Raw genomic sequence first — 12,911 nt, 5'->3', positions numbered from 1 at the left:
GCAGGGCTTCGGACAACGTGTGTTTATGGATGGATCCCCACATAGAAACAGACCGCTCAAGGGATTCTTGGCGGTCTGCTGCGAATAGTTATAGAGTCGAGCCTATATTAACTAACATGGGAACTGCTTCTAAAGAGATACAGCAAACAGTTAATACATTTCATTTTGCAGATAATGGCGTACGTTCTCAGCAAACTGCTCCAGCACATCAGGCAGAGCGGCAGTTAAAGGATGAAGTGTATGCCTGTCCCATTCATAGTAGTCCTGAACGAGCGGTTTACGCAGTCTGACCAGCTCCAGCAGCACGGTATGAACCTCTTGAGGGAACACCTTTTCCTCATGGTTGATGTCCATAATATCCTCATAGCTGCTGGCATCCCGCATAATAAACCCATCAATCAGATAACTTCCGACATCCGTAACGACCTCAATCGCCAGATGAAGCCCGCGCTCCTGTACCAAGCCAAGCACCAGGCCCCCATCCCATGATTGCGCTGCAGTTCGCAATCCTTCAGCTATTTCAGGGATCGCTTTCAGCCGCCGTTCAATTTGCTCTTGATTCACATAATACACGGCAAATCTCCTCCAGCCTGTTGTTGTATGTCTATTGTAAACCGCCTACACTTCAAAATCGACGCTAAGCGTATGATCTTTCACCGTATTAATGTAACGGATGACTTCCTGATGAACAGGATGAACGGCATAAGCCTGCAGATCTTCAAGGTTATCCACTTCAACTATCAAAGCCAAATCATAAGAGCGCTCGGAGCGAATAAGATCAGCCCCCGCTTCTATGGATCTGAGCATCGGGATCTTCCCATCCATGTCGCGCAGCACCTGAACTGTTTTCTCAATATTCTCAGCCGTCGGCTCCTTCAATTTAAAAAACACAATATGTTTAATCATCGCCCGTTCCTCCATCTCTCGCGTTTATGTAATTCTCCCGTATCTATCATAACCCGTTCGTCCAAAAAAAGAAATCGCTCTCACTTACATGCAGGCCGGTAAACCGTCCCGATACGGAGCCCGAGAAAACAAAACAGGAGCATCGTTCGGCTGCTGCCGGAACGCGCTCCTGATAGAACATCCTGTTCTTGATAATTGTCATTGATATCATGAACTTAAACGGTTTAGCATGTTCTGGGCAATCCATATGCCCGCCGCCCCGGCTTGAGCAAGTCCCCTCGTAATTCCGGCTCCATCGCCACCACAGAATAGACCCTTGATCTCCGTCTCGAAGGACTCCGTCAGCTTCGGCCGAGCAGAGTAGAACTTCGCCTCTACCCCGTAGAACAGTGTGTGCTCGGATGCAATGCCCGGTGTGACTTTATCCAGCGCTTCAACCATCTCAATCAGGCTCTTCATCGTGTTGTAGGGCAGAACCAAGCCCAGATCTCCGGGGACTGCTTCCTGAAGAGTCGGCTCCAGAAAACCTTCGCGGATTCTGCCTTCGGTTGATCTTCGGCCGCGCAGCACGTCTCCGTATTTCTGTACAATAACACCGCCGCTGGATAAATCGTTAGCCCGCTTGCAGATTTCCCGCGCGTATTCGTTAGGCTTGTCAAACGGCTCCGTGAACTTATGGGACACCAGCAGCGCAAAGTTCGTATTGGCCGAGCCCAATGCCGGATCTTTATAGGAATGGCCGTTGGCTGCCATCACACCGCTGTGGTTCTCAACGACAACATGACCCGAAGGGTTGCTGCAGAACGTTCTCACGCGGGTTCCAACCGAGGTATTAAAGATGAATTTGCCTTCATACAAGTGCTCGTTAATTTCTCTCATGACTACGTCGGAGGTTTCAACACGCACGCCCACATCCACTTGGTTGTTATGCATTTTCAATCTGCGTTTTTTTAATATGCTGGTCAACCAGGCAGAGCCGTCTCGTCCCGGGGCAACCATAACCAAATTCGCCTCATGAACCTCTCCGCCCTTCATTGCAATGCCGGTAACGCGGTACGTTCCGTCTTCTTTGACGGTAACCAGATCCTCTACCTCTGCCCGGAAGGCCATATCGACCCTGGTCTTCAAATATTCGTAGATCGATTTCAGAATCTCCAAATTTTGTTCGGTTCCAAGATGTCTTACCTGAGCGCGAAGCAGCTTAAGTCCGGCCGCATATCCTCGCTGCTCAATATCCCGAATCGCATTCGTGGTTGGATCCGTAATCGCCGGTGTCGCTCCATGCTCCAGATTAATGGCATCCACGTATTGAATAAGTTCCATTACCTTGGAGCCAGGCAAATAATCAGTCATCCAGCCGCCAAACTCTGTCGTTATGTTGAATTTGCCGTCACTGTATGCCCCAGCCCCGCCAAAACCAGCCGTAATCGAGCAAGCCGGCAGACATCCGGCAAATTCTTTGCGCCCTATGGCTGGCGGACAGAGCTTGATTTTCTCCTCCAGAATCGGGCAGCTTCTCCGGTAAATATCATGCCCCTTGTCCACCAGCAGCACCTTGCTGCCCGGTGATTTCAATGTCAGTTCATAACACGCGAATATTCCCGCCGGTCCGGCGCCAACCACGATAACATCATATTTGCTCATCATATCCCCCTGTGTGTTTGACTGTACTCTTGCACACCGACTCCAGGCACAAAAAAATCCTGCTACGAATAGGTATGCTTGCGCATCCTACTCGTAGTCAGGAATTTAAGGTCCCTTGTAGAAACCCCTGAACCTTATTATCAGGGATATACGAATAAGCATCATTCAACTTCAACAACCACAGTTAATATAAACTCTAATTACGAATATGTCAAACATAATCATATTTATCGTTCGTGTTTTAAGCATAAACAAATAATAAATTCTGATATAAAATAATATAATGACTAAAAGACGAACAATAACATCTGTAAACAAATTGTTAAACCAGGACTTTCAGACTATTACACTGCCCTTACAAATCACGTAACAACGAAATGGAAACAAATGTTTAACGATTGGCTATTGAAAAGTGAGTGTCGAATATTGTAGTATTGTGTTAAAAAAATCGGAGGAATTATGCCTACACAACTGCAGCAAGAAAAACACTCCATAGAGGCGTGGTCCCTGATCAATCGTAAATATTTGGGGAAAGGTGTGCGAGTCAAGCGCTTTCGCCGGCCGACCCGCTGCCAAATTCGTAACCGCGTCCTGCTAGCCATACTTATGGCCAACGACATCAAGCTGTCACAATTGGCCGAAGAACTGGGAGTATCCTCCCGTAGTGTCAGTGCCTGGGTGTATGAGGGACGCGTTCCCGGAAAAAACAACCTGGAGAAAGCCTGCAGCTACTTGGGTTATCCCCGTCATATCCTCTTCAGAGAAGAACTGCTGGAGAAATCACCATTGATCTGTCAGCCTGCACCTTCCCGCTTCATGAAACGCACCCTGACACGTTCTCCGGTCAGCAATCGAATTCTGACAGGCCTGTGCATGGTTCATGATTTGTCGGTAAGCGATGTCAGCCGCTGGATCGGCGTCCATCCCGGCACGTTTCGCAAATGGCTGCATCAAGGCACCGTACCATCCGCGGCATTTCAGGAAAAAGCGGAACAGTTCTTCCGTATCCCTAAATCTGTTCTGTTCGCAGATTGCGCATTGAAGCAAGATTCTCCTAAATGAAGTTATCATGATTTTTAATAACCATACTTAAGATGACGAACCAAACGCCCAGCAGGCCGGATTTGATCCGGCTTGGCTGGGCTTATTTTTTGTTATGGCATATTTGGAAGAGATCAGGGAATACAAGTAACATCGAGAATCGCGGCATCCAGAATGGAGGTGACTCACGCATGAAGTTGCGCCATAAGGAAATTGGCGGGGCATTGGGATTATTGGCCGGAACTACGATGGGCAGCGGCATCGGATTTCTGATAGGCTGGCACTCTTACGATCTGATAGTTCTGGTTGCCTTCTTCGGTTTATTCGGAATTACAGCCGGGCGGTGGGCTGGCTCCCGCATTGTATTCAAAGAGTTTCCGTAAACGTAAAAATCAATTGCCAAGCTCCACATTCTACAACCCCCTGCCCAAGATGCAGTGCAGCAAAAAAGCAGACAAGGAAACCATTCGCTTCCCCATCTGCTTTTTCTCATTTTGAGAAAACCCTCATCGGCGGTTTTTCACAATTCAAAGCGATTTATCATCCATCGGCTCCCCTGCATAGCCCGTTGAATACTCATGAAAATAATCCTCGCCCAAGGTTGTATCCGGTATATCCTTTTCGCTCCAGGTCTTGCCTCCATCCTCTGTTATGGCCTGACCACTGAATCCACTTTCTGGTGATATAAAATGGAGAAAATCCCCATTCGGCGTGCTTCCAATCCGGTCCCATGTCTGCCCGCCATTGGTTGTGCGGTAGAGATCGTTATTCTCCATAACGGCCCAAGCCTGCTTGCCGTTCAGTGCAAAGATTTGACGCACGGTTCCCTTCAGCTGAGCTTGAACCTCCCATTCCGTACCACCGTTATCACTATATGCAATCCAGCCTTCTCCGCCTATCCATCCCGTTTTATGATTAACCAGCCTGACTGCCGTCACATCCGCTAAATCCACATCGGGCTGTAAGGCCGAAGCTTTCTGGTCATTCGTATGATTCTGTTCTGCATCGGCACTATGATCTCCGGCGTCATCAGCTTCACCCGCAGCATGATTCGAATTGGCAGGAGATTCTCCCTCAGGGTTAGCTCTGTTCGGAGCATTCGGGGATTGCTCCGGCACCGGAGCTTGGGCCCCATCCCCTCCATCCGATGGCTGGCAGCCTGCAACCAGGCCCACAACGATAAGCAGCAGTAAAATAAAGCCAAACCCAATTCGAGGTTTTATCATATGATCACACCCCTTACATTCAAAGTATTAATCGGCTACAACGGTTAACGGGTCCTCTATACTATATATCCAACTCCATCAATTTCACCCAAATGAAGAACACACTCTCATCTTTAGTATAACGCGATTTCTCTCTGAATAGGAACGAAAAAAGCTGCTCTTCAAGTAGAAATTCACTTGAAAAACAGCTTAAGTTCTTGGATGCGGTCGAGAGGACTCGAACCTCCACGGGGGTTAGCCCACACGGACCTGAACCGTGCGCGTCTGCCAATTCCGCCACGACCGCGTATTATGTAAGCCGGTGTTGTGTTGATCACCGTAATTAAGAGTATATTACGCCAGAAGTTAAAAAGCAAGCATTATTTTTTAAGAAAATGTCGAAACCGGATATTCCGCATAATTTCAACATTTCAACCCGACGCCAGATCGTCCATTGGTCAAGAATGATTCTGGAGAATACCCTCGTTTACTCATCCTCCACAGGGTATGTTTATTCGAGAAACCCCTCATACTAAAACAACCAAGCTCTGGAACCTGTAATATATACTTTACGAAGCGCGAGGACATAACGATGTATATGAAGAAATATGGAATCACCTTCCTGATGGGCTCACTCTGTCTTGCCTTCACCGCAATCACCGACATCCTGTTCGGTTTCCCATGGACTAACTTTATCATCAATTGGAAATTCACGCTGTTCTCCATTGTAGAAAAATGGACTGTTATCCTGCTGCTGATCTTATTGTTCGTTCCGGATGTATATCAATTCTTCAAAAAGAAAAAGTCCCGACATGCAAGCCAATCCTAATCCTCTTATAATAGGATGTGGCTCACGAAGCGGGACTTGAATTGGAATTAGGTTCGGATTTGGATCTGGATTTGGATTTCATCCTCCGTACCAGGATGCGGATCAACCAAGACAGCAGGAATGACAATCGTGAATACAGGGAGCACGGTATACAGATACTTGCTCCCTTTCATAAGATGTTCGCTATAGGAGCGCGACAGAACCATCGAATTCCCCAGTATGATTACAGCATAGGGATAGATTAGTTTTTTGTACGGAATCTTAAACAGCTCCGATGTGCACATCAGCGCCGCATAATAATACAAACTTATTTTGAAAAACACGCCAATGATTAATACCATCACCACGAGTATTTCTGTTCGCTCGATAAACTCGGAAATATTGGCCTTGCCGACCATGGTAAGCAGCGGAAATACCGAACGCTCGGTAATATTCGTTCCCAGCACTGAAATGGTAATGGCTGAGGTCTGCGCCAGCATGACGCCGCAAAATAATATCGCCAAATAACCGGCCTTAATCCCTGTTTTCTTCTGATTCAAGGCAGGCATTAAGACTGTAGCAACAATAAGCTCCGCGAATGGAAAGTGAATGTTTTTCTCCACTACGGATTCCAAGATCGGCCCCGTGCCTTCTCCCATCACAGGCAGCAAACGCTGCAGGTCCACAATCCCGGCAAACAGGATGACCAACAAGCTAAACCCTCCGATAATCAATACGACGGCTAAGAAGATCAGCGCAGTACGGGCGAGCACCTCAATCCCTTTGCCCAGCACATACGCAACCGTCATCACCATGATAAGATTTACGATAAGCAGGGGAGTTTCCTTCAGCGCTGCCGATGCCATCACCAGAAGTCCTCCGTCAACAACATCTCTGGAAGCCGTATGCAAGTAGAACACACCGTACGACAATCCGACAAATCCACCTAAATATTTCCCAAGCAATATTCGGTAATATACAGTCGGAAGTTTATCGGGAAACAGGGAGTAGAGAAAAGCGTTCATTGAGAAAAGCAGCAGACCCATGATCATGCCGATCAGCATCGCGATCCATGAATCCTTACCGGCTTGCAATCCAAGATTCACGACAAGCGTGGTTCCAAATTGAAACAGGACCAACAGTGAGAAGAATTGGAGCGGACTAATTCTCACCTTCTCCATACGGCTCCTCCTTTTCGTTACTCGATGTGGATGTCGTGTTTAAAGGAACGATCTCTCATCTGTGAATTTCGCACGACCGAGTTTACTTGGTATTCAACCTGAATTCGCGGATAAATCACATCCCAGCGGTCTTTCAATTCCCGCCAGACCGCCGGTTTGGTCCGTTCGATTACATGACTGAATCCCAAAATGTCACTATCCAATTTCTTGCTTTTTTCTACTGCTTTTTTCAAAATTCGCACAACCTCTTTGTTGACAGCCTCTTCAAGAATCTTCATCGTATGAGGGTCCCTCAGATCAATACTGCTGTTCACTTCCCGGATCGAGAGGTTCGGCTCAACAAAAATTCGAATGATTGGCTGCAGCGGATCCTGAAGTTCGGCTTCAATTCGGGTCTTGGAGCGCATGACATCGAAAGCGACTTCACCTTGTCCATTTTCAAGTTTGATATGCAATGGCGTTTTTTGCATTTTATCCCTGATCCACACGGTCCCGCGGCTCTCTTCCTTCGTCATCCAGCCCTTGAGTTTTCCGCCTTTGAAAACAGCCAGATTGGAGATGACGGCTAACCCGTCGCTCTTCGCACTCTCCAAATTCGATTTCTTAGCTGCCCCCTCTTTGCTCCCTTCGATAATAACACCATTAATAATCGGTCCACCTCCAGGCGTAAGCATCCCCCGGATAACATCATCCACTTCAACCCGAAAGTTCTCGCTTAACTGTCTGGAGGTCAAATCGATCTTCTGTGCCAAAGCGAAGGCTGTAATCTTCCCGATAGGAGTCAATACAGCGACAACCTCCTCGGCCCGCTGCCCCTTCCCGGCAACCAGAATTTCAGCTGTCAACCTGATATCGGAATCCCGATCCAGATAATCAAATAAATCGACGATGCCGTTCCTCGCGACATCATCGGATATGACAATTAAGCCCGTATGCGCCAGCGATATAATTCGCGGTACTTTGCGGGATGTATTGCGCATCGCTTCAATAACGGTTTTACCGGATGCTTGGTAGACTGATGTCGGTGTGGCCCCTCTTCCTGCTTTTCCGGAGATCTCATCGGCAACCACTGTTTGAAAAGAGATCAAGTACTGACTCTTGCTCTCCATCCAATCGATACCGATCCCGGATACGATCGCCCGCCGGTTTAACTCCACCGCATCCCAGCAGCCGGTCATCATGGCAAGGCAGCAGCCAAGCACAAGGAAGGCAAACCATCTGTGTTTCAACATATCTCATGATCGCTCCTAACCTGAGTTACGATTCCCCTCGGCACTGGGAGCGACGGCATGCTGATTGCTGCCCCCGCCCCCTCTCTCGCTGCCGTTGTTCTGTTCTGCAGTGCCCGAACCGGCCCCGATGCCTTGCTGTGTCGATGAACGGTTTCCCTGCTTGCCAGATCCGGAAGCCGAAGCGGTGAGAGTAGCAGACTGAAGCGTTTTAAAGGGCATCCGCAGGACGGCATCCTTCTGGCTCTTGTACCGAAACGGGCTTATGGGCGCCAGGTAAGGTTCACCGAAGGAACGGAGACTGTTCATATGCGCAACAAGCACGATTAATCCCAAGGTGAGCCCATAAAAGCCAAACATGCCTGAGAGCACCATAAATCCAAACCGGATCAATCGGCCTGCAATGGACAAGTTGTACGCCGGTATCGCAAAGCTTGCGATACCGGTCAGGGCGACAACGATGACCATCGCAGGCGTAATCAGTCCAGCCTCTACCACTGCCTGTCCCAGGATCAAAGCACCCACAACCGAAACGGTTTGCCCGATGGCTCTCGGCATCCTCACGCCGGCTTCCCGCAGTATTTCAAAAACAATCTCCATGAGCATTGCTTCAACAAAAGCAGGGAAAGGCACACCTTCCCGCTGAGCCACCAAACTAATCAGCAATAAGGTTGGTACCATCTCATAGTGAAACGTAGTGAGTGCAATGTACACCGACGGGCCCAAGATCAAAATAATGAAGCAAAGATAACGGACAATCCGCATCACAATGGCAATATCAAATCGCTGTGCATAGTCTTCCGGCGACTGAAAGAAATGAACGAATACCGTTGGGAGCACCAGGACAAATGGCGTTCCGTCAACCAAAACGATAATGCGTCCCTCCAGCAATTTGCCAGCTGCGTCATCGGGACGCTCCGTATTATAGATCGTCGGAAACGGCGTCACCGTTTTGTCCTGAATAAATTCTTCAATGTATGCGGACTCCAGAATCCCTTCAATTTTGATTCCGTGTATCCGTTCTTTGATTTCTTTCACAATCTCAGGATCTGCCTTCCCCTTAACGTACATAATCGCCACATGCGTATGGGTTACCGACCCGATCTTCATCGTCTCCAGCCACAGATCAGGAGATTTCATCCGCCGCCGGATCAAGGATATATTCGTGGCAATGGACTCTACAAAGCTGTCTTTCGGGCCCCGGACAACAAGCTGTGAAGTCGGCTCCGTCACAGACCGCCACTCGCCACCCTGCGTACCAGCTACGATGGCTTTTTCCGACCCTTCGATCAGGATGGCGGTATCGCCAGACAGTATGGCAAGCATAATATCATTCCACTCGGTCATGGTCCTGGATTCACCCATCGCGAGCCCATCCTCCATGATCCGCTTCAGCATGGCTTCAGGGTCTTCTTTATTCAATAGGTCAGGATTTACATGCAGCAGGGATTCCATCACAAAATGGTTGACCATTTGGGGATCACTAAGCCCGTTCAGATAAACGATGGCGCAATTATCCTCAGGCTGACCGCCCAGTTTCAAACGGCGGATAACGATATCCGGGCTGTCTCCGGATTCAGTTCGTATACGAGCCAGTTGTTCTTCCATATTGCCCGAAATTACGGATGGCCTCGTCTTCGAGGATAGCTCCAGTTCCTCTGAATCCTTCTTTGGAGCTTTACGGCGGTTACGAGATCGGTAGCCTATCATGTTGGTATCCTCATCCTTCAAAACTCAAGTTATCTCCATTATTTGCTTTACATTCCTATTTCATGCGGAGAGCAAAGAGGAATTCAGATACGGAGCGAAGAATTGTCTATGCATGAAGACTATATTCACAGGGAGGATACTATTTTGAAGCGTTACGGGTTGCCATTGGTCATCCTGATCATGAGCGTCATTTACATTTTCTTGATTCCATCTGAGCCATTAGCGGTCAAACTGCTGTTCAAGCTGATTCCGATGTGGCTCATCATACTCTTTGCTTATTGGCAATTCCCGCCATATAAATCAAAGGTTCATTATCTTCTGGTGATAGGGCTGTTCTTCTGTATGATTGGTGATGGAACACTGATCTGGTTCGTGGTCGGTCTCACCGCCTTTCTGATTGGACATCTGTTCTATGCGGCCGGCTTCCTCACACAATGGCGCTACTCGCTCCTCCGTTTCCTCAGCATCGTTCCAATCGCAATCTACTCGTTATTCATGGGCAGCGAATTGGTGTCTTCGATTAAGGCCAATGGAGATCACGGCTTGATTATTCCGGTTATCGCTTATATCACGGTCATTTCACTTATGCTCTGGTCGGCCATTATGACCGGGAACCGGTGGGCGATGCTCGGGAGCCTGCTGTTTGTCATCTCGGATTCGATCCTGTCCTGGAACATGTTTGTTTCAGATATTCGCTACTCCGGCGTGTGGATCATGACAACCTATTACGCCGCCCAATTTCTCATTGCACGCAGCATTGCAGCCTTCGATAGTCCTCACATGCAATCCGCAAGCAGCGCAGCCCTTAACACATCGGTTTTTAAATAGAACACAAAACAAGCTGAGCCCGGGTCCATCTTGCACCCGGGCTCAGCCCTGTTATCATTCATTGCTTTATCCTATTAAGGACCTAACTGGTACCGGCCCCTCTTTAATCCCGCCAATTCATGCGTACCTGCTTAATTCCCTCAACCTGCCACAGCTGCTCGAACAATCCGTTAATTCCCTTGCTGTTAAACGAATAGACCCGAAATTCCATCGTCACCTTGGTTGAATCATCTTCCAATGTATCGTTGTTGACGATCATGCCCTCAACGGTCATGTTCGCCCTTTGCAGCAAATCGGTAATGGTGCTGACATGAACCGGACGGTCCCCGGTCTCAATCATGATTTTTAGGCTGCCGGATTTCTTAATAAAGAGAAACCTCGATTCCAGTTTATTCAGCACCAGCGTGCTGACCAGAACAATCGCCGTTGTTATGATCGCTGGCCAATAAAACCCGGAACCAACACTTAAACCAATAGCCGCCGCTACCCATAAGGTTGCCGCCGTGGTGAGACCTGAAATGATATGATTCGAACGCCGCAGGATAGCCCCGGCTCCAAGAAAACCGATACCGCTTACAACTTGTGCGGCCAGCCGGGCAGGATCAAACCTCGCATTGGGATGATTGATCAGGGCTGAATCAAACCCGTAAATGGAAGTCAGCATAATCAGCGTTGATCCGACGGCTACCAAGAGATGCGTTTTTAGACCGGCCTGCTTGTTTCTGCGTTCGCGCTCCCAACCGATTAAACCGCCAAGCAGCGCTGCAAATAACAGCCGCATCAGCATGGTCCCTGTATCCAGTTGAAACACATCCATTCCTAATCTCCACCCATCCTTGTCATTTAAGGCGGCTCTTCGTTATGCCATATGTTCATCCTGCCAGCGCCATAACTCTTTGCTGGAGGTGGATATGCCGATTACACCGCTCTTCAGAGCTGTATCAAAATCCTCCAAATCGATCATGAGTCCTCCCGCGATGACAGGCACGTCCACCTCGGCACGAATACGGTCCATAATACGCTGACATACCATGCCCGGCAGAACTTCGATTGCGTCCGGATTGGAGGCCTTAATCATCTTGATTCCGTTATCCAGTGAGACGGAGTCAAATACAAATAGACGCTGAACTGTCAACAAGCCCAATTTTTTTGCTTCCACGATCGCTGTGTTTTTTGTTGTAACGATTCCGTCAATACCTGCCTTCTCGGCTAAATACCTGACTCCCGTCTTGTCTTTGCCGATTCCTTCAATGAGATCAAAATGAACAAATGAGAGCTTGCCAGCCTCAGAAATCTGCTCGACAATCGATTCAATCATAAAGATATCGGTCTTGAGAATAAAAACGATATTCGATTCGGTTGCCAGCACGGCGGGCAGTTCTTCGGCATGCATTAATGATGTGATAATGGGCCTTCGCTTCAAACAATACGAAATTCGTTGTGCACCTTCTACACTGGTTCTCATGTCTTCACCTCGTTGCCGCAGCAGCATCTCCAATTCTCCCGTTGCCCCGGCATATTTTTATATCCATCATGACTTTGCTTCATCTGCCTGCTCCAAGGCATGACCTGCGAGATAAATATCGTGGACCGAATTCAGGACGTAGGTAGGCGTAACGCTGCTGCCGATCAGGTCATCCCTGCCCGACACGCCAGTCAGCACCAATGCCGTACTCATTCCCGCCTCGTTTCCCATCCGAATATCCGTCTCAAGCCGATCCCCTGACATCAGGCATGCTTCCGCTTTCACTCCCAAAATATCAAGTGCCGTCAATGCCGTCAAGACGGAGGGCTTGCCCATGACAGTCGTAATTCGGATGCCCGCTGTACCTTCGATGGCACCAATCATGCCGCCACAATCGGGAATATCCCCGCCGGGCATGGGACATGTTCGATCCGGATGGGTTGCAATAACATCGGCGCCGTGTTTAATTGCCTGATATGCGAAATCCAGATGCCGATAGTGAAACTCCCGATCCCACGAAACGACCACAACATCGGTTTCCTCCGGCGTAGATGCGAATGAAATTCCGTTATCCAGCAGTTCATTCTTCAATATGTCCTCACCGATCACGTAGACCTGTGCACCCGGATGATGCTTCTGAAGATAATGGATCGTAACGAGTGCAGGGTTCAATATATGCTTCAGTTCTACCTCAATGCCAAGCTTCGCTAATTTCTTCAGATAATTTTCTCTGGAATCAATCGTTTTGTTAGTTAAAAACAACAGCTTCTTATCCAGCCCCTGCAAATAGTGAATGGTCTCAACAGCCCCATCAATCGCCTCGGCCCCCAGATAGATCGTACCATCCAAATCAAAAATATAACCTGAAAAATGATCCATTGTCGTTCTCCTCTG

The 12,911-nt window shown here is 48.4% G+C and carries 14 protein-coding genes, 1 tRNA gene and 1 riboswitch; of the genes, 4 read left to right on the top strand and 11 right to left on the bottom strand.

The window, feature by feature from the left end; translation table 11 throughout:
* Nucleotides 1-150 precede the first annotated feature (150 nt).
* From WDY75_RS09620 to WDY75_RS09610, 3 genes are all read right to left on the bottom strand, one after another.
* Nucleotides 151-573 carry a DUF86 domain-containing protein gene (locus WDY75_RS09620; protein WP_063480234.1) on the bottom strand — a complete coding sequence of 141 codons (423 nt, stop codon included), beginning with the start codon at nt 571-573 and terminating at the stop codon, nt 151-153.
* Between the two features lie 45 nt (nt 574-618).
* A complete protein-coding gene (locus WDY75_RS09615) occupies nt 619-906 on the bottom strand; it encodes a Dabb family protein (protein ID WP_063480235.1) in 288 nt (95 codons plus the stop codon).
* A gap of 207 nt (nt 907-1,113) precedes the next feature.
* The gene (locus WDY75_RS09610) at nt 1,114-2,550 is read right to left on the bottom strand and encodes an NAD(P)/FAD-dependent oxidoreductase (RefSeq protein WP_063480236.1); all 1,437 of its coding nucleotides are present in this window, start codon (nt 2,548-2,550) and stop codon (nt 1,114-1,116) included.
* 74 nt (nt 2,551-2,624) lie between these two features.
* Nucleotides 2,625-2,724, bottom strand: a riboswitch (purine riboswitch).
* Between the two features lie 285 nt (nt 2,725-3,009).
* On the opposite strand from WDY75_RS09610, the gene WDY75_RS09605 reads away from it, so the two are divergent.
* Nucleotides 3,010-3,612 (top strand): helix-turn-helix domain-containing protein, encoded by a 603-nt coding sequence (locus WDY75_RS09605; RefSeq protein WP_036641533.1) that lies wholly within the window; start codon nt 3,010-3,012, stop codon nt 3,610-3,612.
* A 170-nt stretch (nt 3,613-3,782) separates the two neighbouring features.
* Nucleotides 3,783-3,974 carry a hypothetical protein gene (locus tag WDY75_RS09600; protein ID WP_036641604.1) on the top strand — a complete coding sequence of 64 codons (192 nt, stop codon included), beginning with the start codon at nt 3,783-3,785 and terminating at the stop codon, nt 3,972-3,974.
* A gap of 144 nt (nt 3,975-4,118) precedes the next feature.
* Here WDY75_RS09600 and WDY75_RS09595 read toward each other — a convergent pair whose 3' ends face one another.
* Together WDY75_RS09595 and WDY75_RS09590 are read right to left on the bottom strand one after the other, a co-directional pair.
* Entirely contained in the window at nt 4,119-4,817 is a 699-nt protein-coding gene (locus tag WDY75_RS09595) for a YCF48-related protein (protein WP_063480237.1), read from the bottom strand.
* A 202-nt stretch (nt 4,818-5,019) separates the two neighbouring features.
* Nucleotides 5,020-5,103 (bottom strand) — tRNA-Leu (locus tag WDY75_RS09590).
* Nucleotides 5,104-5,388: 285 nt separating this feature from the next.
* Between WDY75_RS09590 and WDY75_RS09585 the strand changes: the two genes are divergently transcribed.
* On the top strand, nt 5,389-5,625 hold the full coding sequence (locus WDY75_RS09585) for a hypothetical protein (RefSeq protein ID WP_063480238.1): 237 nt from the start codon (nt 5,389-5,391) through the stop codon (nt 5,623-5,625).
* Nucleotides 5,626-5,672: 47 nt separating this feature from the next.
* Here the strand turns inward: WDY75_RS09585 and WDY75_RS09580 are convergent, their stop codons facing one another.
* The 3 genes from WDY75_RS09580 to WDY75_RS09570 are packed head-to-tail and all read right to left on the bottom strand — an operon-like array spanning nt 5,673 to nt 9,724.
* Nucleotides 5,673-6,785: a GerAB/ArcD/ProY family transporter gene (locus WDY75_RS09580; protein ID WP_063480239.1), complete on the bottom strand. Its 1,113-nt coding sequence runs from the start codon at nt 6,783-6,785 to the stop codon at nt 5,673-5,675.
* 17 nt (nt 6,786-6,802) lie between these two features.
* Complete coding sequence (locus WDY75_RS09575; RefSeq protein WP_063480240.1) at nt 6,803-8,017, bottom strand: Ger(x)C family spore germination protein; 1,215 nt, start codon at nt 8,015-8,017, stop codon at nt 6,803-6,805.
* A 15-nt stretch (nt 8,018-8,032) separates the two neighbouring features.
* Nucleotides 8,033-9,724: a spore germination protein gene (locus WDY75_RS09570; protein ID WP_063480528.1), complete on the bottom strand. Its 1,692-nt coding sequence runs from the start codon at nt 9,722-9,724 to the stop codon at nt 8,033-8,035.
* A gap of 144 nt (nt 9,725-9,868) precedes the next feature.
* On the opposite strand from WDY75_RS09570, the gene WDY75_RS09565 reads away from it, so the two are divergent.
* On the top strand, nt 9,869-10,552 hold the full coding sequence (locus tag WDY75_RS09565) for a lysoplasmalogenase (protein WP_063480241.1): 684 nt from the start codon (nt 9,869-9,871) through the stop codon (nt 10,550-10,552).
* 103 nt (nt 10,553-10,655) lie between these two features.
* Here the strand turns inward: WDY75_RS09565 and WDY75_RS09560 are convergent, their stop codons facing one another.
* The 3 genes from WDY75_RS09560 to WDY75_RS09550 form a co-directional block, all read right to left on the bottom strand.
* Nucleotides 10,656-11,369, bottom strand: coding sequence for an MgtC/SapB family protein (locus tag WDY75_RS09560; RefSeq protein ID WP_006211755.1), 714 nt, complete (start codon nt 11,367-11,369; stop codon nt 10,656-10,658).
* A gap of 42 nt (nt 11,370-11,411) precedes the next feature.
* Entirely contained in the window at nt 11,412-12,017 is a 606-nt protein-coding gene (locus tag WDY75_RS09555) for a glycerol-3-phosphate responsive antiterminator (protein ID WP_036641597.1), read from the bottom strand.
* Nucleotides 12,018-12,083: 66 nt separating this feature from the next.
* Complete coding sequence (locus WDY75_RS09550) at nt 12,084-12,896, bottom strand: HAD-IIA family hydrolase (protein ID WP_063480242.1); 813 nt, start codon at nt 12,894-12,896, stop codon at nt 12,084-12,086.
* Between the last annotated feature and the right edge of the window lie 15 nt (nt 12,897-12,911).

Origin of the sequence: Paenibacillus glucanolyticus (genome assembly GCF_037333485.1) — a bacterium.
GTDB lineage: Bacteria > Bacillota > Bacilli > Paenibacillales > Paenibacillaceae > Paenibacillus_AQ > Paenibacillus_AQ glucanolyticus.
The sequence above is the reverse complement of the archived record's forward strand: the minus strand, read 5'-3'. Positions and strand labels throughout refer to the sequence as shown.